The organism is Xanthomonas sp. NCPPB 1062 (genome assembly GCF_041481705.2).
Classification (GTDB): domain Bacteria; phylum Pseudomonadota; class Gammaproteobacteria; order Xanthomonadales; family Xanthomonadaceae; genus Xanthomonas; species Xanthomonas euvesicatoria.
Genome location: NZ_CM192987.1, coordinates 3,575,847 through 3,595,075 on the forward strand (window position 1 = coordinate 3,575,847; position 19,229 = coordinate 3,595,075).

Below are 19,229 nucleotides of genomic sequence, written 5' to 3' on the forward strand. Positions count from 1 at the left end.
CAATCGCGCCGCAGCCAGCCTTCAGCTCGCTTGCAGCGCCAAGGCCACCAGCACCGCTGTTTCGCTGATCTCCACCAATGCACCGCAGGTATCGCCGGTCATGCCGCCAAGGCGCTGCAGGCAGGCGCGGCGCCAGAGTGCGAACACCAGTGCGGTGATACCAACGCACAACGCCGCGGTGGCCAGCCCGGCAACGATGCACACCGCGGTGCCGGCGCTCAGCGCCAGCCACAGGCCTGCACGCGGGGCGCCCGACAGCGCGCTGCCCAGCCCGCCGGCGCGCACATACGGCGTACTTAGGAACGCGGCAACCAGCGCGCTGCGCGCCAGTAGCGGCGCCAGCCATAGCGTGGTCGGCGCCTGCGCCAGCAGGCTGGCCAGTGCGGCGCATTTGAGCAGCAACACCAGCACCACTGCGGTGACTGCCATCGGGCCGCTGGCGGGGTCCTTCATGATCGCCAGCGTGCGCGCGCGCTCGCCCATGCCGCCGACCCACGCATCGGTCGTGTCGGCCAGGCCATCCAGATGCAACGCGCCGGTCAGCCATACCCAGGCGCTCAACAGCAGCGCTGCGCCCAGCAACGGCGCCACCTCGCGCAGGCACCAGGCCAACCCGCACACCACCCCACCGAGCAACACGCCCACCAGCGGGTACCAGCACAGCGAGCGCGCCTGCGCGCCTGCGCGCGTGAACACCCGGGCGGGCACCGGGATGCGGGTCAGGAACCCGATCGCTGCCAGCAGCCCGTCGATCATTCGGTGTCGTGCGCCGGTGGCAATGCCGCGGATGAGACCGGCGATCTCAAGCCGCCAGCCGCGTCGGTCGGCGGCCAGGCCAGCGGATGCAGCGACGCATGCGGCACTGCCAGTTCGGTCATCCGGCAGAACCCACTCCCGGCGACCAGGCACTGCAACGCGCGGATGGCGCCGCCGTGGGTGACCACCAGCACGCGCTGTGCCGGGTAGCTGGCGACGATGGCATCGAGCGCGGCCGACAGGCGCGCGCAGAAGTCGGTAAACGGTTCGGCCTGCGGTGGCGGATGGCGCAGCGGGTCGGCCCAGAAGCGGCCCAGCGCTTGCCCTTCGTCGCGATCGATGTCGGCCACGGGCACGCCCTGCCAGCGGCCGAAGTGATATTCGCGCAGGCGCCGGTCCAGCTGCAGCGGAATGGCACGCGCGTGGGCAAGCTCGGTGGCGAACAACGCGCAGCGCTGCAACGTGGACGCCACGACTGCGTCCCACGTGCCATCGGCAGTGGCCGCACGCAATTGCTGCCAGCCCAGTTCGGTGAGCGGGTCGTCGAGCTGGCCGCGATAGCTGCGTTGCCCGGTGTCGCCATGCCGCAACAAGGTGATTTGCGCGCTCATGCGTCCGACACCCCGGCTTCGGCAAACGTCGCCATGCCGTTATGCAAGGCGCAGGCGCTGCGCAGCAGCGGAATCGCCACCGCCGCGCCGCTGGCTTCGCCCAGACGCAGGTCCAGTTGCAGCAAGGGCTCGGCATCCATTGCGCGCAGCAGCGCTGCATGCCCACGCTCCTGCGAGCGATGCCCGAACAACAACCACTCGCGCACGCCGGGATTCAGGCGAGTGGCCACCAGTGCCGCCGCCGTGGTGATGAAGCCATCCACCAGCACCGGGATGCCGGCCTGCGCGGCGGCGATGTAGGCGCCGACCAAGGCAGCGATTTCGAATCCGCCCAGCCGGCGCAAACGCTCCAGCGGGCTCGATGCATCGGCATGCAAGGCCAGCGCACGCGTGATCACGGTGGCCTTGTGCGCAATGCCTTCGGCATCCAGGCCGGTGCCTGCGCCGGCCATCGCCTGCGGAAACTGCGACAGCAAGGCGCAGCCCAGCGCCGCGGCGGCGGTGGTGTTGCCGATGCCCATCTCGCCGCCGACAAATAGCTGGGTATCGCAACTCTTGGCCTGCGCGATGCTGTCGGCGCCGGCGGCGAGCGCATCGCGCAATTGGGTGGCCGTCATCGCCGGCTGCTCGCAGATATTGGCGCTGCTGGGCGCAATCCAGGCACGCCGCACCCGCGGCAGGTCGCCGGGGTCGTTGACCACGCCCAGATTCACCACTTCCAGCCGCGCGCCCAGCTCGCGCGCCAGTACCGCAATGGCGGCGCCACCGCGTGCGAAATTGCGCACCATCTCGCCGGTCACTGCCTGCGGAAAAGCCGAGACTCCTTCGGCCGCTACGCCATGGTCGGCGGCATACACCGCGATCCAGACCCGCTGCACTCCGGGCCGGTCGGTGCGTTGCCAGGCGGCCAGCTGCACTGCCAGGTGTTCCAGCCGGCCCAATGCGCCGGGCGGCTTGGTCAGCTGTTCCTGCCGGGCAAGCGCGGCAGAGCGCATGCGCGCGTCCGGCACTGCGCAGGCACCAAAGATCCAATCGCTACTCACACGCGCTCTCCTTCAACACCATCGGCAATCCTGCCACCACCAACACCACACGCTCGCACTGTAGCGCCAATGCCTGATGCAGCCAGCCAGCCTCGTCCACAAACCGACGCGTGAGTTCGCCCAACGGCACGATGCCCTGCCCCACTTCGTTGCTGACCAGCAGGATCTGCCCCGGCAACTGCGGCAGCGTTGCCAGCAGCGCATCGCGCTCGCGCGCGAACACGCCTGCATCCGGGTGGCTGAGCAGATTGCTCAGCCACAGGGTCAGGCAATCCACCAGCACGCAGCGATCCGGCGCGGCATGCGCCTGCAACGTCGCCGCCAGCGCGATGGGCTCTTCCACGCACTGCCAATGCGCGGGGCGTTGGCTGCGGTGATGGGCAATGCGCCGATGCATTTCGTCATCGAAGGCTTGCGCTGTGGCCAGGTAAGTCACTGCGCGCCCGGACGCTGCCGCGATGCGCTCGGCCAGTGCGCTCTTGCCCGAACGGGCGCCGCCAAGAATCAGTTGCCGCATGCCGGTTCCCTGCTGATGAGGCGTGTCAGTGCCGCGGTATCCAGATGCGTGTGCACCGCATCGGCCAGACGCTCCAGGCTGGCTTCGCGCAGCGCGGCAAGATCCAGTGGCGCGGCCTGCGCCAGACCGGCCCACGCCAGCAATGCAGCCAGTGCCTGCGGGTGGTCGAACACCCCATGCACATAGGTGCCGAGCACCTGGCCGTCGTCGGAGATGGCGCCATCGGTACGCCCATCGTCCAGCTGCAGCAATGGCCGTGCCAATGCGGCGCCGCTGCTGAGACCGCAGTGAATTTCATAGCCGCTGACACTGGCATCGCCCAGCAGCAGGCGCCCGTGCACGCGAAGCAGTTGCTTGTGCGGCTGCAGCGTGGTTTGCAGCGACAGCCACCCAAGACCGGGGCTGCTGCCCGCTGCCCCCTCGATGCCATCCGGGTCGTGGAGATGGGTGCCCAGCATCTGCAGTCCACCGCAGATGCCAAGCAGTTTTCCGCCGTAGCGCAGGTGACGGGCAATGGCGGTGTCCCACCCGTGCGTGCGCAGCCACTGCAGATCGTGCCGGGTGGATTTGCTGCCCGGCAGCAGGATCAGATCGCACGGCGGCGGCGTCTGCCCGGGACCGATCAAATGCACATCCACCTGCGGATGCGCCAGCAACGCGTCGATATCGGTGTGATTGCTGATGCGCGGCAGCACCGGCACCACCACGCGCAATTGCGACTGTGGTTTCTGCGGCGCGTTGCGTGGCACCGCATCTTCGGCATCCAGCTGCAGGCCGTGCAGATACGGAAGGACGCCGAGCACCGGCTTGCCCGTTTCGCGCTCCAGCCACGCCAGGCCGGGCTGCAGCAGCGCCAGATCTCCGCGAAACCGGTTGATCACAACACCGGCAACGCGTGCGCGCTCGCTGGCCGAGAGCAACGCCAGCGTGCCGACCAGATGAGCGAACACGCCGCCGCGGTCGATGTCGGCCACCAGGATCACGGCGCAGTCCACCGCTTCGGCATAGCCCATGTTGGCGATGTCGTTGTCGCGCAAATTGATCTCGGCCGGGCTGCCGGCACCTTCCACCAGCACCACATCGAAGCGCTCGACCAGGCGCGTGTGCGAGGCCAACACGGCGTTGAATGCGGTCGCCTTGTAGGCGTGATAGCCCACCGCATCCAGGGTGGCGACCGGATGCCCGTGCACGATGACCTGCGCACCGGTATCGCTGTCGGGCTTGAGCAACACCGGGTTGAAATCGGTCTGCGGCTCCAGCCCGCATGCCTGTGCCTGCAATGCCTGCGCGCGGCCGATTTCGCCACCGTCCACCGTCACTGCCGAATTCAACGCCATGTTCTGCGGCTTGAATGGCGCCACCGCAATGCCCTGCCGATGCAGCCACCGGCACAGCGCGGCCACCAGCGTGCTCTTGCCCGCATCGGAGGTGCAGCCCTGCACCATCAGGACGCGCGCGCTCATGCCAGCACCTGGCGCAGTGCCACGCCCAGGCGCGCCTCGCCCGCGGCGTCGGGTGGAAGACCCAGGCGCAGACTGTTCGGTGTGTCGAACAGCCGCGTCAAAATGCCGCGTTGCGCCAGCGCGACGTGCAAGGCAGCCGCGTCGTCGCGCCGGCACCACTGAAAGAACGCCGTGCCTGCGGTAGGTACGATCGCATGCGCATGCAACAGCTGCGCAAGCCGCTGCGAGGCCGCGTGCAGACGCGCACGTGCCTGAACCTGCCACGGCATATCGGCCAATGCCTGCTGCACGGCCCATCGCGCCGGCCCGCTCAGCGTCCATGGTCCCAAGCGTTCGCGCACGGCATCCAGCAATGCGCGATCTGCGCAGACAAAGCCCGCACGTGCGCCTGCCATGCCGAAGAACTTGCCCACCGAGCGCAGCACCACCAGACCGGGCCGCTGGCTGAAAGCGCAGACGCTGTGTCGCGGGGTCGCATCCATGAAGGCCTCGTCGATCACCAGCCACCCGCCGCGTGCTGCAAGCCGCGCATGCAACTGCAGCAGCGTGTCGGGATCGAAGCACTCGGCGCATGGATTATTGGGATGAATCAGCACGGCCACATCCAGCGTCTCACCTGCGTGCAGCAATTGCGCCGCGCTCATCGGCACGACCTGATGCCCGGCACGCCGCCATGCCTGTGCATGCTCGGCGTAACCAGGCGTAAGTACGCCGACGCGGCCGGGCGCGCGCAGCAGTGGCAAGGCCTGAATCGCCGCCTGCGAGCCGGCCACCGGCAGTACCTGCGGCGCGCCGTAATAGGCAACCGCGCACTCTGCCAGGCCATCGTCGTCTTCCGGCAAGCGCTGCCACGCATGTTCCGGAATGGCGGGCACCGGCCAGGCGAACGGGCTCACGCCGGTGGACAGGTCCAGCCAGTGCGCGAGCGGAATGTTGTAAGCCTGCGCAGCGCGGCGCAGGCGCCCGCCATGTTCAAGCATTGCGCACTCCCGGCGATGGAACGGCGCTACCTGCGCCGGCGTGAACGGTGCGCCGGTGCGTGTTGGTGCAACGCCAGGCCATCCGCGTGCCGATCATCGCATCGCCAGCGCGGTTGCCAGCGCGCCCAGCAGCAGCCAGAACGCGACCCCGGCACGCACCAGCCGCAATGCGCGTTGCACGCTGTTTGCGCTTGCTGCCGCGCCCTCGCCCAGCGCGGGGCGCGGCTGCCAATGGCCGTGGTACGGCGCAGGCCCGCCCAATCGGACATGCAGCGCGCCTGCGCCCGCCGCCATCACGGGGCCGGCATTGGGGCTCTTCCAGCCGCGTCCCTGCCGCCACGCGCAGCGCATGCCCGCACGGGTGCGGCCCAGCACGGCGTAGGTCGCTGCGGTCAGCCGCGCCGGCAACCAGTTCAACGCATCGTCGATGCGCGCCGCGGCCCAGCCGAAGTTGACGTAGCGCGGCGTGCGATAGCCCCACATGGCATCCAGCGTATTGGACAGCCGGTATAACACCGCGCCCGGTGCGCCCAGCGCGACGCCCCAGAACAGCGCGGCGAACACGGCGTCGCTGCCGTTTTCCAAGACCGACTCGGTCGCTGCGGCAGCGACTTGGGTAGCGTCCAGCGCAGCCGTATCGCGGCTGACGATACGACCCACTGCAGCGCGGGCGGCAGGCAGATCAGTGACCTGCAGCGCATCGATCACCGCTTGCGCGTGTTCGCCCAGGCTACGCAGGCCCAGCGCCAGATACAGCGTGATCGCGGCAAACGCGGCCGCCGCCCAGGGCGACACGCACCACAGCCCCCATTGCACCACTGCAGCGACGCAGGTCAACGGCAACACGCTCACGCACCACGCCAGGACGCCCGCGCTGCGTCGGTTGGAGTGCAGGCGCGCTTCGATACGTTGCGCCCAGGTGCCGAACAACACCAGCGGATGTCCGCGCCGCGGCTCGCCGAGCAGCAAATCCAGCAGCACGGCAACGGTGGCAGTCACCAGCAGCATGGCGTGCAGTCCCGGCGCATGCCCACGGCTACAGCTCGATGCCGAGTTGCGCCTTGATGCCGGCATTGAAGGCGTGCTTGACCAGGCGCATCTCGGTCACGGTGTCGGCGACCTCGATCAACCCGGCCGGCGCGCCGCGCCCGGTAATCACCACATGCTGGCCGGGCGGCCGCGCGGCCACGGCAGCAAGCACCTCATCCAGCGCGATGTAGTCCTTCACCAGGGCGATGTTGAGTTCGTCCAGCAGCACGAAGTCGTAGCGCGCATCGGCCAGCATGCCGCGCGCGCGCTGCCAGGCCGCCTGCGCGGCGGCGATGTCGCGTGCGCGGTCCTGGGTTTCCCAGGTGAAGCCTTCGCCCATGACGTGATAATCGAGCAGATCCGGAAAGCGACGGAAAAACGCTTCTTCGCCGGTCGAAAACGTGCCCTTGATGAATTGCACCACGCCGCAATGCAGGCCATGCCCAAGCGAGCGCGCCAGCATGCCGAAGCCGGACGAGCTCTTGCCCTTGCCATTGCCGGTATTGACCAGCAGCACACCGCGGTCGATCACTGCACGTGCAATGCGCCGGTCGACCAATTCCTTCTTGCGCTGCGCGCGTTCGCGGTAATGCGCCTCATCGTGCTCGGGGGCGGTCATGCGCGTGCTCCCATGGGTGGACGTGCACCAGCGGCGCGGTGTGCAGCCAACAGGGCGAAAGCCAGGCCGATATAGCCGGCCAGTGTTGCAAGGGCGTGTGGATAGTCCGCCGGCATGCGCGCAATGAACCCGCTGAGCGTGGCATGCGGGTAGCGACCAGACAGGAAATAGAAACCGGCCTTGGAGAGCACATAGGCGGCGCTGCCGCTGATCAGCAAGGCCAACAGCTGCCCGGTGACGCAACGCCAGGCCTGGCGCTGCAGTTGCGATGCAAACAGTAGCCCGCCCCACCACAACGCGACGTACGCCAATGCCAACGCCCAGTACGCCGGCGACAGGCACCAGTCGCTGCTGCTGCCCGAGGCCAGGCCGATCAGATCCAGCAGCGATACGATCCCGAACAGCAGCGGCAACATCCATAGCGGGCGTAGCAACGCACCGGCCAGAAAAAATACCGCCCATGAGGCCGTGGGCAAGGCATCCACATTTGCAAAATGCTCGCCGCGCGCACAAACCATCAAGCCGGCAAGTGCGATGCCGCACGCTCTGGCCGCTGTGCCGTGCAACGGCAACGGCAACGGTGTCGCTGCAGTGCGCCGCGCCACCATCACGACACGTCCGATGGCGTGGACAACGGCGCTGCGGCGCGCAGATGACGCCAGTGCAGCACGCACCATGCGGCTGCCAGCACCACCGCCAGATACAGCGCTGTCGTGCGCACGAACAACGGCCCCCACTGCCAGGCGCGCTGCAGGTACTGCGCCCAGTGCGGGTCGGCATAGCGCCCGCCCCACCAATAGAACGCGCCATTGGAGATCAAGAACGACAGCACGGCGGCCAAGGTGCCCAGACCCCAGGCGATGCTCAGCGACGCAGCGCCTGGCCGCCCACGTGCGACAAACGCACGCCCGGCGTACCAGAGCACGCCATAGGCCACCGGCAAGGCCGCGTAGGCCGCCGTGATGCAGAAGTCGCTGACGCCGGCCAGGCGCACTGCAGCCCAATCGATCGCCACCGACAACCCCAGCAAGGCAACGAAGTCGCCGTGCCGCCGCAATGCCAGGCCACCGAGAAAGAACACCGCCATGGAGGCATCCGGCAGGTGCAGCCAGTCACTGACATGATGGAAGCGGGTCGCGGTCATCAGCAGCATCGAAGCGATGAACACCAGGCGTTCGCACGAGCGGGATAAAGGCGGCATCGATAGTTTCCTTCAGATTTTCGATCGCCACCCGGATGGCGCAACAGACATCTGGCAAATGATCGCCCCCTGCAAACCGTAGCGATCCTTGCACCCAGCGGCAAGCGCCGACCGCGCAGCCGGTGTCGGCGGCGCGCTTGGACGGGCTAACACAATGTCGCGCGCACTCGCCAGGCGCATGCAGACAGCAGGAGCAGACGCAGTATCCGCCTGGTCCATGCGGATCCGGGCACCGCCCGCAACCATGCGGTGGCTGCGCGGTCGTGTGGTCGGCTGCTCTCAGTGCGCCGGTTGGTAGCGGAAGGTCAGCAGATAATTGCGGCCTGGCTGGGCATACCAGCGTGCGGTTTCGTAGTGGCGGTCGAACACATTGTTGGCGGCAAATTGCACCTTCCAGTCCGCATTCACTGCATAACTCACGCGCAGATCCAGCAAGCCGTAGCCGGCCAACCGATCGGTATTGGCCAGATCGTCGTAGCGAGCACCCGAACCGAACAGGCTTGCGCCAATGCCGAATGCACCGATGCTGCGGTCGGCATCGATACGCCCGCTCTGGCGCGCACGCCGCGGCAACCAATTGCCATGATTGACTTCACCATCGGCCTGCGGCGCAAGCCAGGTCACTGCGCTGCGCACGGTCCAGCCGGCCAGCACGGTGCCGTAGCCGGCTTCCACGCCGCGGATGCGCGCCCGGTCGATATTGTTCGGCTGCCCGAACGGGTGCGTGGCATCCACCAACGACGCGTCGTAGGCGATGAGATCGTCGATACGGGTCTGGAACGCGCTGAGCGTCCAGGTGCCCCAATCGTAGCGACCGCGCAGACCGAGTTCGGCACTCTTGGAGGTTTCCGGCCCGAGCAGCGGGTTGCCGTAATCGGGGTAGTACAACTCGTTGAAGGTGGGCGCCTTGAACGCAGTGCCGTAGCTGGCCGTCAGGCGCAGATGCTCGGCAAAATCCCAACCCCACAGCAGGCTGCCGGTAGTCTTGCCGCCGAACTGGCTGTTGTCGTTGCGGCGCAGGCTGGCTTGCAGCGATTGACTGCCAAAAGTCTGCTGCCACTGCACAAATGCGGCGCGGTCGATGCGGCTGTCGGCATCGTAATTGTCGCTGCTGGCGATGGCGTCCCGCTGCCAATCGAAGCCGACCGTGAGCAGACCGGGGCCGGTGTCGAGATCGGCCTGCAACGCACCCTGCTTGCGGCGGGTGTCGTAGGTCGACAGGTAGGCGCCTTGGTAATACGCATCGCTCAGATCGGCGCTGCTGCCCACGCTGGCAGTGAGCGTGAGCGCCTCGTTCGGCGCGTACCGCACGCGGCCGCCGATGGCCTGCTGCACGCCCTTGCCCAGATTGCCGCCGAATGCCGAACCGTCGTATTCGTTACGGCTCTGCGCGCGCACTGCATGCACATCGGCATCCCACTGGCGATTGAAACGCCAGCCGCCCTGCGCGCTCAACGAATCGTTGCGATAGCCGTCGCGGTCCGGGTCATAGGCGCTGGAGCTGGTATCCAGATACGCGTTGATACCGTCGGTTTCGTCGTGCACGGCGTTCACCGAATACCAACCACCGGCATCGCCCAGATCGCCTGGGCTGCGCCCGGCGATGCCCGCGCCGTAGCGGCGCGCGTTGTCGCTGCCGGCCGCCACGCTGAGTGTGGGCACGAAACGGCCTTGCGGACGACGGGTGAAGATCTGGATCACCCCGCCCAGCGCTTCGGAGCCGTACAGGCTGGAAAACGGCCCGCGCACGATCTCGACGCGTTCGATCTGCTCGATCGGCAGATCCTGCAACGCCGCACCGCCGGCGGTGGCCGAACCGATGCGTACCCCGTCGATCAATACCACCAGATGGTCCGACTCCGTGCCGCGCAGGAACAGCGAGGTCGCCTTGCCGGGACCACCGTTGTTGGCCAGCGATACGCCCGCTTCGCCGCGCAGCAGATCCTGCAGCGAGTTGACCTGGCGGCGCTCGATCTGCGCGCGGTCGATCACGGTGACCGGCGCCAGCGTCTGGTCCTGGGTCTGTGCGGTACGCGAGGCGGTCACCACCACCTCGTCGAAATCGATGGCAGCCTCGGCCTGCGCCAGGTTGGTCGCGCATAGCGACAGCGCCGCGGCCAGCACGGTGCGACGCGGCAAAACGGAAGAAACGGACATCGACTGCTGCTCCTGGAACCGCGCCTACCCGCGCGGAGGCAATGGGGTCGACAGGCAGCAACGGGCCAGGCGTCCGGCGCGCGAGCACCGGATGCACAGGGCCACGCCCACCGCGTGCCGGGTCAATCCCTTCAGGCCGGTCTCCGGGCTTGCGAGCGGAAGCGGTCGCTCCCCGGATCTGCGCCTTCCCATGCGATGCACAGTGGCGTGTCGTGCAGACCCTTGTCTCGCCCACCGTTGCGGGGGCAGCTCCGGAATTGCGTCCCGCCAAGGCGATGCGCGCACCGAATTCCCGTTTAAACCACCGGTCAGCCGGCAGTCACCTCAGGGGCACGCATGGTAACAGGATTGGCGGCGCCGCTCCGGGGGTGGCGGCCGACCAGGCGCAGCGCGTCGCCAAGCGCCTAACGAGGGAATTGCCAATTCCTTCTCCCGCCGGGAGAAGGTGGCGCGCGGCGCCGGATGAGGCTATGGAGCAAAGCCTCATGCGATGCATGGAAGCAGCATGCTGGTTGCACGCATGTCCGCCACCGAGCTTCATCTCTCACATACGAGTGGGCTTCGCCTACGTACCCTCACCCCAACCCCTCTCCCAAAGGGAGAGGGGCCTGTTCCCTTCTCCCTTCGGGAGAAGGTGGCGCGCAGCGCCGGATGAGGGTGCGAGCGCAGCCTTGTGTGCATCTCACGCCCCCTGCAGCGCCTGCTCCAGATCCGCCAGCAGATCATCGATATGCTCGATGCCGATCGACAAGCGCACGGTGTCCTCGCTCACACCGGCATGTTCCAGTTCGGCCGGGCCGAGCTGGCGGTGCGTGGTGGAGGCCGGATGCGTCGCCAGCGACTTGGCATCGCCGATATTCACCAGCCGTGTGAACAGCTGCAGCGCATCCAGGAAGCGGGCACCGGCCGCGCGCCCGCCGGGCAAGCCGAAGGTCAGCACGCCCGAGCCATGGCCGCCCAGATACTTCTGCGCCAATGCATGCTCGGGATGATCCGGCAACGCGGCGTAATTGACCCAGGCAACGCGCGCATGCTGCTGCAGATAACGGGCGACCGCCAGCGCGTTGGCATTGATGCGTTCCATGCGCAGCGCCAGCGTTTCGATGCCTTGCAGGATCAGGAACGCATTGAACGGCGACAACGCCGCACCGGTATTGCGCAGCGGAACCACCCGCGCACGGCCGATGTAGGCGGCCTCGCCCAGCGCGTCGGTATACACCACCCCGTGGTAGCTCACATCCGGCTCGTTGAGGCGCGGGAAGCGCGCCTTGTGCGCGGCCCACGGAAAGCGCCCGCTATCCACGATCGCGCCGCCGATGCTGTTGCCATGCCCGCCCAAATACTTGGTCAGCGAATGCACCACGATGTCGGCACCGAAGTCGATCGGCCGCAGCAGCGACGGCGTGGCCACGGTGTTGTCCACGATCAGCGGCACGCCGTGCGCATGCGCCACGGCGGCCACCGCTTCGATGTCGGTGATGTTGCCGCGCGGGTTGCCGATCGATTCGACGAACACGGCCTTGGTGCGTTCGTCGATCAGCCCGGCAAAGGCCTGCGGATCGCGATAGTCGGCAAAGCGCGTAGCGATGCCGAACTGCGGTAGCGTATGCGCGAACAGATTGTAGGTGCCGCCGTACAGCGCGCTGGACGACACGATGTTGTCGCCGGCCTCGGCGATGGTCTGGATCGCATAGGTCACCGCCGCCTGCCCGGATGCCAGCGCCAGCGCCCCGATGCCGCCTTCCAGCGCCGCCACGCGCTGCTCCAGCACGTCGTTGGTGGGGTTCATGATGCGGCTGTAGATGTTGCCCTGCACCTTCAGATCGAACAGATCCGCACCATGCTGGGTATCGTCGAAGGCATAGGCCACGGTCTGGTAGATCGGCACCGCCACCGCGCGGGTGGTGGGATCGGGACGATAGCCCCCATGCACGGCGATGGTTTCTGGCTTCCACTGCGGATCGGTCATGGCAAGGCTCGCTCTGGATAGAGGGCCCGACGATACGCGGCTGCCGCATCGCCTCTTATGACGGCGCGCCATGACGACATCGCCAACGATCACGTCCGGCATGGCGGACCCACTCGCATACAGTGGCCCTGGCGATACTGCCCCCACTCAATGCGCCGATCAATGCGCAGGCTGTCGGTAAGCGTCCTGCAACATCTTTTTGTACTGATCCATGGGCGGTAACCCCATACGACGGCGGCGTTCGTCCAGCCCCGCTTCGTCTTCGGTAGGCTGCAATGACATGCCGCCATCCGCATCGTTCTTGAATTGGGTGCCGTAGCGCTGCGGCTTGCCTTGCGCAAGCAAGACGCGATCGGTGAGCAACGCAACATCGTCAGGCGCCACCTCCTGCGTGGCCAGCGCCGCTTCCATCAACGCCAGAACCTGCGCCTGAAACGCTGGATCGGCGTCGGCATGCTGTACCAGGATCCATGCCGCCTTGGCGCCATCTTCCCCCACCAGGCGCCGGCCCGGCCAACCCTGGGTCGCGACGACTTGCTTGAGCCATGCGGTGTTGTCGGCATCCACCGGCGCAATGGATGCCCAGTCGGCGGGCTTGCCCCCAGCGGCGATCGCCGCATTGCGCACATGCTGATCCTTCTCTACGCGCGCGATCAGCTCCTGGCGCAATTGTGGATTCAGTGTTGCCTGCTGCTGCGCATTGACGCGCTCGGCTTTCGCCAGCAGCGCAGGCCACCCATCCATCTTTCGCAGCCGATTCAGGCCCGGCAGGTCCTTGCTGCGCAGATCATCGATGGAGATCCGCCCGCGCGGAATCTGGACATCGAGATACCGCAGGGCCTGGTCTGTCTTTCCCGCCGCGGCCAGGCATTCTGCACGCAGAAGTTCACCGTTTTCTGGAAGTTCGCTGGACGCGCGCTGCAGTGCGTCCATCACCTCGGCACAACGCGCATAGTCCTTGGCGTCATAGGCCTTGAGCGCGGCAAAGATATCCGGCGCGTCGCCTGCGTAGAGGCTACCGGCCATTCCCATGGCAACACCGATGTAGATCGGAACATACACAAGGCGCATCTGAAATTCCTTGCCAGATGAATCACGCGTTGGGGGGCGAAACGCGGCAGCGTGGACGCACTACAGACCCACGGCATGACAAGGATGGGTCACCCCGCATCCTGCGGGACGACCCATCCTACGATCACCCCTTGCCAAACTCCAGATGCCCACCTTGCGCACGCACGCGCACGGTCTCGCCGCTGGCGTACTGGCCCGACAGGATCTGCTGCGCCAGCGGGTTTTCCACCTGCGACTGGATTGCGCGCTTCAGCGGTCGCGCACCGTAGACCGGGTCGAAGCCGACATTGCCCAACAGCTCCAGCGCCGCATCGTCCAGGTCCAGCTTCAGGCCGCGCTCGGCCAGACGCTTTTCCAGGCCCTGCAGCTGGATGCGCGCAATCGACTTGATCTGTGCCTTGTCCAGCGGATGGAATACCACGATGTCGTCCAGCCGGTTGATGAACTCCGGGCGGAAGTGCGCCTGCACCACGCCCATCACCGCGGCCTTCATCTGCGTGTACGCCTCGGCACTATCGTCGCCGGACAGCTCCTGGATCTGGTGCGAGCCCAGGTTGGAGGTCATCACGATGACGGTATTGCGGAAGTCCACGGTGCGGCCCTGGCCATCGGTCAGGCGGCCATCGTCGAGTACCTGCAGCAGGATGTTGAACACATCCGGATGCGCCTTTTCCACTTCGTCCAGCAGGATCAGCGAATACGGACGACGACGCACGGCCTCGGTGAGGTAACCGCCCTCTTCGTAGCCCACATAGCCCGGAGGCGCACCGATCAGGCGTGCGACCGAATGCTTCTCCATGAACTCGCTCATGTCGATGCGGATCATCGCCTCGGTGCTGTCGAACAGGAAATCCGCCAGCGCCTTGCACAGTTCGGTCTTGCCCACGCCGGTGGGACCTAAGAACAGGAACGAGCCACTGGGGCGGTTCGGGTCGGACAGGCCGGCACGCGAGCGGCGCACCGCATCGGACACCACCTTGATCGCCTCGTTCTGACCGACCACGCGATGATGCAATTCGTCTTCCATGCGCAACAACTTGTCGCGCTCGCCTTCGAGCATCTTGTTGACCGGAATGCCGGTCCAGCGCGACACCACTTCGGCAATTTCCTCGGCGGTCACGCGGTCCTGCACCAGCTTGAAATCGTGGTGTTCCACCTCGTTGGCCAGCAGCATCTGCTTTTCCAGTTGCGGCAGCACGCCGTACTGGATCTCGCTCATCTTGGCGTAGTCCTGGCGGCGCTGTGCGGCCTCCAGTTCCAGCTTGGCGTGCTCGATCTGCTCCTTGATCTTGGTGGTGCCCTGCAGCGCGGCCTTTTCCGACTTCCACACTTCATTGAGGTCGGAAAACTCGCGTTCGAGCTTGTCGATATCGCTTTCCAGATCGGCCAGGCGTTGCCGCGAGGCCTCGTCCTTTTCCTTCTTGAGCATCTCGCGCTGGATCTTGAGCTGGATCAGGCGGCGCTCCAGGCGGTCGAGTTCTTCGGGCTTGGAGTCGATCTCCATGCGGATACGCGATGCCGCTTCGTCCATCAGGTCGATGGCCTTGTCCGGCAGCTGGCGGTCGGTGATGTAGCGGTTAGACAGCGTGGCCGCGGCCACGATGGCCGGGTCGGTGATCTCCACGCCGTGATGCACCGCGTAGCGCTCCTTCAGGCCGCGCAGGATCGCGATGGTGTCTTCCACCGTCGGCTCGCCCACGAACACTTTCTGGAAACGGCGCTCCAGTGCGGCGTCTTTTTCGATGTACTTGCGGTATTCGTCCAGCGTGGTGGCGCCGATGCAATGCAGCTCGCCGCGTGCCAGCGCCGGCTTGAGCATGTTGCCGGCATCCATCGCGCCATCGGCCTTGCCGGCACCGACCATGGTGTGCAGCTCGTCGATGAACAGGATGATCTGGCCCTCGTTCTTCGACAGGTCGCCGAGCACCGCCTTCAGGCGCTCTTCGAATTCGCCGCGGAATTTGGCGCCGGCGATCAACGCGCCCATGTCCAGCGAGAGCACGCGCTTGCCGCGCAGGCCTTCGGGCACTTCGCCGTTGATGATGCGCTGGGCCAGGCCTTCGACAATGGCGGTCTTGCCCACGCCGGGTTCGCCGATCAGCACCGGGTTGTTCTTGGTGCGCCGTTGCAGCACCTGGATGGTGCGGCGGATTTCCTCGTCGCGGCCGATCACCGGATCGAGCTTGCCGCTCTCGGCGCGTGCGGTCAGGTCGATGGTGTATTTCTCCAGCGCCTGGCGCTGTTCTTCGGCGTTTTCAGACTGCACGGTTTCCCCGCCACGCAGCTTGTCGATGGCCGCTTCGATCTTCTTCTTGTCGCCACCGGCCGCGCGCAACGCCACGCCCAGCGGGCTGGCATCGTCGGCAGCGGCCAGCACGAACCATTCGCTGGCGATGAACGCGTCGCCATGTTGCTGGGCGAGCTTGTCGGTCTGGTTGAGCAGGCGATTGAGATCGTTGCCGATCGACAGATTGCCTTCCTGCCCGGACACCTTGGGCAGCGTGTCCAGCGCCTCGCCCAGGCGCTCGCGCAGCAGCGGCACGTTGACCCCGGCCTGCGACAGCAGCGGGCGCGTGCTGCCGCCGCTCTGGTCGAGCAGCGCGGCCAGCACGTGCACCGGCTCGATGATGTTGTGGTCGCGGCCCACAGCCAGCGACTGCGCGTCGGCCAGCGCCTGCTGGAACCGCGAGGTGAGCTTGTCCATCCGCATGGGAGATCCTCTGAACAGGTGGCCGGCACCGCCGGCGATACCGTGCAAATGCGGTTGGCGAGCGAGGTTTCAAGGTTTGCCGGTGCTGGAGATGCAAGCGGCCAGGCCGGCGCTGTCCAGGCGGGCTTGGCGAAGCGGTACGTGCAGATGGCTACGCAGGGGTGACGCACCCGCCAGCGACGCCGCGTGTCGCCCTGGGCGGTGGGTGAAACGGCGCGCAGGGGCCGGCATGGTCGCGGGAGCTGAGCCCCACACGCGCGGGGCTGGGATGCGTTGCAACGGCGAGACTTCCTGTGCCGTCGTCTCGCGGGGTGCCGCATGGCGCGCCTGCGCCTTCGGGGCAGCTGGCTCCGGCACCTGTGTCGCGCCCAGCAGACGCGACAGCACCTGTGCCTGGATCGTCGCCAGCGCCGGCAGCCCGGGCGCACGCGGATGCGGCACGGGCCCGCCACATCCAGGCCGACCTTGCCGTGATCGAGCACCACGATGCGATCGGCCAGCGCGCTCGCCTCGGCCACGTCGTGGGTGACCAACACCAACGCAAACCCGTGCTGCCGCCACAACCGCACGATTTGCTGCTGCATCACGATTAGCTGCTGCATCACGATACGGCTCGATGCATCCAGCGCCCCCAGCAGTTCGTCCAGCAGCAACAGCCGCGGCCGATGCACCAATGCACGTGCCAGCGCCACCGGCCGACGTTGGCCGCCGGACAGCGCGGACGGCCACGCGTTGCCGCGCATGCCCAGGCCCACCGCGTCCAGCGCACGCTGCGCCTGCGCGCGACCGGCCTGGCGCCGCACGACTGGCGTGCAGGCAACAAGACTGGCTCGACCGAGCGATGCGATGCGGCATGCTGTTTGCCGGCGCCCCAAGCGTCCAGTAACCAATGCTCAGGTGGTTATTCAGTCCCGGTGCGTTGGCGGTAGCGAATGCACCAAGCTCTGGCATGCATGCACGCTGCGCAATCGCGCATGACTGGCGATAATACGCCGATGGATGCTCCCAAGCCCTGGCACCTCTACCTGCTGCTATGTCGCAACGGCAGCTATTACGCCGGCATTACCAACGATCTGGAGCGGCGCTTCCAGGCCCATCTGCGTGGCACTGGTGCGCGTTACACGCGTGCCAATCCGCCCGTGCAGCTGCTCGCCAGCCACCGGTACCCGGACCGCGCCAGCGCTTCGCGCGCAGAGTGCGCGCTCAAGCGCCAGCCACGTGCGCGCAAGCTCGCCTGGCTGCAGGCACAACCGAACGGTACGGAGTCACAACCTGCTGACGCATCGATCACGCCCGTCTAGCCGTCGTTTTTCTACGCTGCAGCGCCCGACATGCGGAGCGGCGCATGCATTATCAGCTGTACTACTGGACCGGTCTGCAAGGCCGCGGCGAATTCGTGCGACTGGCACTGGAAGACGCCGGCGCGGCCTACACCGATGTCGCACGTATCCAGGGCGACGAGGTCATGACGGCGTTCTTGCAAGGCGAGCAGGTGGGCGCGCAGCCGTTCGCACCACCATTTCTCAAAGCCGGCGACGTGGTGGTGGCACAGGTCGCGGCGATCCTGCACTTCATCGGGCCACAGCTGCAATTGGTGCCCGATTCGGAACCACAGCGGCTACAGGCGCTGCAATTACAGCTGACCATCGCCGATCTGCTGGCCGAGGTGCACGATACCCACCACCCGATCGCAACCGGCCTGTATTACGAAGACCAACAAGCCGAAGCGGCCAAGCGTGCGCAGGACCTGCGTGAAAACCGCTTGCCCAAATTCCTGGGCTATTTCGAGCAGGTCCTGCAACAGGCTGGCGGCACGCACGTGCTCGGCACGCATTCGTACGTGGATCTATCGTTGTTCCAGTTGGTGAGTGGCCTGGAGTACATGTTCCCCAAACGCATGGCGAGGCTGGCCAAAAACTTGCCAGGGCTGAAGGCGCTGCAGCGGCACGTGGCGCAACGGCCGCGCGTTGCGGCCTATCTGGCGTCCGAACGACGCGTGTCCTTCAATACCAACGGCATCTTCCGCCATTACCCGGAGCTGGATGCGGCATAGGCAGCGGCAGCGAGGGCGCTGCGGCCGGTCGCAACAGGCTGGCGCCGCATGAGGGTGCGGCGCGGCCCGCGGTGCTGATTGCCGCGATCGATCACGCAACCACGCCACCTGACCCTGAGCGACGCGTGCAGCGTTACGTCGTGTACGTACGCACCCACCCAGGTGCGAAGGCCGCAGGTCGCCTGACATGCGGCGTTCGCTCTCCGGTAGCGGGAAGCCAGCGGCCTCAGCGCCCCTGCAGCAAGGCCGTGCGAATCCGCTGCAGTTGCGCCTTGACTGCAGCCGCTTGCGTCGGCCCCAGGCGCAGCAGTGCCTTCTGCCCCACCGACAGCGATTCCAGCGATGGGTCGACGAAGCGGTAGCGGCCACGGTCGTCGCGTTGCACGCCGATCGGCTGCGTCGGCTCAGGCGTGCGCAGCAAGTGGTCGATCACATCGATGACGCGGTCGTTGAAGTAACGATCCGGCGCGCCCAGATCCGCGTACGCCTGCTGAAACAGCGGATAGAAGCGCACATAGCCGCGCGCCATGGCCTGCGCATCCACGCTGGTGAATGCGGCCACGTAAGGTGCATAGCGCGCCGCATTGGCCTGATCGAGCACCGGATGATCGCCTGCGCCGGCCACCTGCAACTCGCCAGGCACCGGCTGCAGCACCAAGGCACGGCGGCTGATGCTGGGTTGGGTGAGGTTGTCGATCATCACCACCACGCGTTCGATCAGGTGCTTGCGCAATACGATCGACAACGCGTCATCGTCCTGCACGAACGCCAGCAGCGCTTGCCACGCGGCATCGTCGCTTTGCGCCAACGCAGGAATCGCAGCATCGGCAGCGTCGGCCGATGCTGCCGGCACCGGATGACGCGGCTCGCCACTGGCCGGCGTCGGCTGTGGGCTGACCGCAGCGGCCACGGCACTGGCGGTACGGCTGATGGGTGCAGGCAAGGTGCCCTGCGGATCGGGCGGGCCGCTGAACAGCCACCACGCGGCGCCAGCGATCAAGGGGACCGCCAACAACCACGGCCAGCGCGAGGATTTGCTTTGCATCGTGG

Annotated in this window: 17 protein-coding genes, 1 pseudogene and 1 riboswitch; of the genes and pseudogenes, 2 read left to right on the forward strand and 16 right to left on the reverse strand. The window is 66.7% G+C overall.

Annotation, left to right across the window (positions count from 1 at the left end):
- Positions 1–21: 21 nt before the first annotated feature.
- The 15 genes and pseudogenes from ACCQ16_RS15465 to ACCQ16_RS15535 all read right to left on the reverse strand — a co-directional run.
- Positions 22–756: an adenosylcobinamide-GDP ribazoletransferase gene (locus ACCQ16_RS15465; RefSeq protein WP_218498482.1), complete on the reverse strand. Its 735-nt coding sequence runs from the start codon at positions 754–756 to the stop codon at positions 22–24.
- Complete coding sequence (locus ACCQ16_RS15470; protein WP_031423816.1) at positions 753–1,367, reverse strand: histidine phosphatase family protein; 615 nt, start codon at positions 1,365–1,367, stop codon at positions 753–755. Before ACCQ16_RS15470 ends, ACCQ16_RS15465 begins: the two co-directional genes overlap by 4 nt.
- Entirely contained in the window at positions 1,364–2,410 is a 1,047-nt protein-coding gene (gene cobT / locus ACCQ16_RS15475) for a nicotinate-nucleotide--dimethylbenzimidazole phosphoribosyltransferase (protein WP_014090830.1), read from the reverse strand. Before cobT ends, ACCQ16_RS15470 begins: the two co-directional genes overlap by 4 nt.
- Positions 2,403–2,927 (reverse strand): bifunctional adenosylcobinamide kinase/adenosylcobinamide-phosphate guanylyltransferase, encoded by a 525-nt coding sequence (gene cobU, locus ACCQ16_RS15480; protein WP_277572549.1) that lies wholly within the window; start codon positions 2,925–2,927, stop codon positions 2,403–2,405. Before cobU ends, cobT begins: the two co-directional genes overlap by 8 nt.
- The gene (locus ACCQ16_RS15485; RefSeq protein ID WP_277572548.1) at positions 2,915–4,390 is read right to left on the reverse strand and encodes a cobyric acid synthase; all 1,476 of its coding nucleotides are present in this window, start codon (positions 4,388–4,390) and stop codon (positions 2,915–2,917) included. The genes cobU and ACCQ16_RS15485 overlap by 13 nt, the downstream gene beginning before the upstream one ends.
- The gene (gene cobD / locus ACCQ16_RS15490; RefSeq protein ID WP_277572547.1) at positions 4,387–5,370 is read right to left on the reverse strand and encodes a threonine-phosphate decarboxylase CobD; all 984 of its coding nucleotides are present in this window, start codon (positions 5,368–5,370) and stop codon (positions 4,387–4,389) included. Before cobD ends, ACCQ16_RS15485 begins: the two co-directional genes overlap by 4 nt.
- Positions 5,371–5,463: 93 nt before the next feature.
- Positions 5,464–6,378: an adenosylcobinamide-phosphate synthase CbiB gene (gene cbiB, locus ACCQ16_RS15495; protein WP_008571052.1), complete on the reverse strand. Its 915-nt coding sequence runs from the start codon at positions 6,376–6,378 to the stop codon at positions 5,464–5,466.
- A 28-nt stretch (positions 6,379–6,406) separates the two neighbouring features.
- Positions 6,407–7,018, reverse strand: a complete 612-nt coding sequence (gene cobO / locus ACCQ16_RS15500) for a cob(I)yrinic acid a,c-diamide adenosyltransferase (protein WP_277572546.1) — start codon at positions 7,016–7,018, stop codon at positions 6,407–6,409.
- Positions 7,015–7,626, reverse strand: a complete 612-nt coding sequence (locus tag ACCQ16_RS15505) for a hypothetical protein (RefSeq protein ID WP_277572779.1) — start codon at positions 7,624–7,626, stop codon at positions 7,015–7,017. Before ACCQ16_RS15505 ends, cobO begins: the two co-directional genes overlap by 4 nt.
- Positions 7,626–8,219, reverse strand: coding sequence for a hypothetical protein (locus ACCQ16_RS15510; RefSeq protein WP_184419756.1), 594 nt, complete (start codon positions 8,217–8,219; stop codon positions 7,626–7,628). Before ACCQ16_RS15510 ends, ACCQ16_RS15505 begins: the two co-directional genes overlap by 1 nt.
- Positions 8,220–8,498: 279 nt before the next feature.
- Positions 8,499–10,376: a TonB-dependent vitamin B12 receptor gene (gene btuB / locus ACCQ16_RS15515; RefSeq protein WP_277572545.1), complete on the reverse strand. Its 1,878-nt coding sequence runs from the start codon at positions 10,374–10,376 to the stop codon at positions 8,499–8,501.
- Positions 10,377–10,493: 117 nt separating this feature from the next.
- Positions 10,494–10,718, reverse strand: a riboswitch (cobalamin riboswitch).
- A gap of 340 nt (positions 10,719–11,058) precedes the next feature.
- Entirely contained in the window at positions 11,059–12,345 is a 1,287-nt protein-coding gene (locus tag ACCQ16_RS15520) for an O-acetylhomoserine aminocarboxypropyltransferase/cysteine synthase family protein (RefSeq protein WP_071118751.1), read from the reverse strand.
- A 159-nt stretch (positions 12,346–12,504) separates the two neighbouring features.
- Positions 12,505–13,416, reverse strand: coding sequence for a DUF6624 domain-containing protein (locus ACCQ16_RS15525; RefSeq protein ID WP_071118752.1), 912 nt, complete (start codon positions 13,414–13,416; stop codon positions 12,505–12,507).
- 124 nt (positions 13,417–13,540) lie between these two features.
- A complete protein-coding gene (gene clpB / locus ACCQ16_RS15530; RefSeq protein WP_372380005.1) occupies positions 13,541–16,126 on the reverse strand; it encodes an ATP-dependent chaperone ClpB in 2,586 nt (861 codons plus the stop codon).
- Between the two features lie 267 nt (positions 16,127–16,393).
- Positions 16,394–16,920 (reverse strand): annotated as a pseudogene (locus ACCQ16_RS15535) (ATP-binding cassette domain-containing protein); the annotation flags it as partial.
- A 180-nt stretch (positions 16,921–17,100) separates the two neighbouring features.
- On the opposite strand from ACCQ16_RS15535, the gene ACCQ16_RS15540 reads away from it, so the two are divergent.
- Complete coding sequence (locus ACCQ16_RS15540) at positions 17,101–17,427, forward strand: GIY-YIG nuclease family protein (protein ID WP_218504483.1); 327 nt, start codon at positions 17,101–17,103, stop codon at positions 17,425–17,427.
- Positions 17,428–17,471: 44 nt separating this feature from the next.
- Complete coding sequence (locus ACCQ16_RS15545; RefSeq protein ID WP_372380006.1) at positions 17,472–18,179, forward strand: glutathione S-transferase; 708 nt, start codon at positions 17,472–17,474, stop codon at positions 18,177–18,179.
- 226 nt (positions 18,180–18,405) lie between these two features.
- On the opposite strand, the gene ACCQ16_RS15550 is transcribed toward ACCQ16_RS15545, so the two are convergent.
- Entirely contained in the window at positions 18,406–19,224 is an 819-nt protein-coding gene (locus ACCQ16_RS15550; protein WP_372380007.1) for a DUF3014 domain-containing protein, read from the reverse strand.
- Positions 19,225–19,229 lie beyond the last annotated feature (5 nt).

Excerpts from the sequence above, each read along its gene's own strand:
- cobU (WP_277572549.1), bottom strand. The coding sequence starts at position 2,927 with ATGCGGCAACTGATTCTTGGCGGCGCCCGTTCGGGCAAGAGCGCACTG.
- ACCQ16_RS15505 (WP_277572779.1), bottom strand. The coding sequence starts at position 7,626 with ATGGTGGCGCGGCGCACTGCAGCGACACCGTTGCCGTTGCCGTTGCAC.
- ACCQ16_RS15545 (WP_372380006.1), top strand. The coding sequence starts at position 17,472 with ATGCATTATCAGCTGTACTACTGGACCGGTCTGCAAGGCCGCGGCGAA.
- ACCQ16_RS15540 (WP_218504483.1), top strand. The coding sequence starts at position 17,101 with ATGACTGGCGATAATACGCCGATGGATGCTCCCAAGCCCTGGCACCTC.
- ACCQ16_RS15510 (WP_184419756.1), bottom strand. The coding sequence starts at position 8,219 with ATGCCGCCTTTATCCCGCTCGTGCGAACGCCTGGTGTTCATCGCTTCG.
- ACCQ16_RS15520 (WP_071118751.1), bottom strand. The coding sequence starts at position 12,345 with ATGACCGATCCGCAGTGGAAGCCAGAAACCATCGCCGTGCATGGGGGC.
- cobD (WP_277572547.1), bottom strand. The coding sequence starts at position 5,370 with ATGCTTGAACATGGCGGGCGCCTGCGCCGCGCTGCGCAGGCTTACAAC.
- ACCQ16_RS15485 (WP_277572548.1), bottom strand. The coding sequence starts at position 4,390 with ATGAGCGCGCGCGTCCTGATGGTGCAGGGCTGCACCTCCGATGCGGGC.
- cobO (WP_277572546.1), bottom strand. The coding sequence starts at position 7,018 with ATGACCGCCCCCGAGCACGATGAGGCGCATTACCGCGAACGCGCGCAG.
- clpB (WP_372380005.1), bottom strand. The coding sequence starts at position 16,126 with ATGCGGATGGACAAGCTCACCTCGCGGTTCCAGCAGGCGCTGGCCGAC.
- ACCQ16_RS15470 (WP_031423816.1), bottom strand. The coding sequence starts at position 1,367 with ATGAGCGCGCAAATCACCTTGTTGCGGCATGGCGACACCGGGCAACGC.
- btuB (WP_277572545.1), bottom strand. The coding sequence starts at position 10,376 with ATGTCCGTTTCTTCCGTTTTGCCGCGTCGCACCGTGCTGGCCGCGGCG.
- ACCQ16_RS15550 (WP_372380007.1), bottom strand. The coding sequence starts at position 19,224 with ATGCAAAGCAAATCCTCGCGCTGGCCGTGGTTGTTGGCGGTCCCCTTG.
- ACCQ16_RS15465 (WP_218498482.1), bottom strand. The coding sequence starts at position 756 with ATGATCGACGGGCTGCTGGCAGCGATCGGGTTCCTGACCCGCATCCCG.
- cbiB (WP_008571052.1), bottom strand. The coding sequence starts at position 6,378 with ATGCTGCTGGTGACTGCCACCGTTGCCGTGCTGCTGGATTTGCTGCTC.
- ACCQ16_RS15525 (WP_071118752.1), bottom strand. The coding sequence starts at position 13,416 with ATGCGCCTTGTGTATGTTCCGATCTACATCGGTGTTGCCATGGGAATG.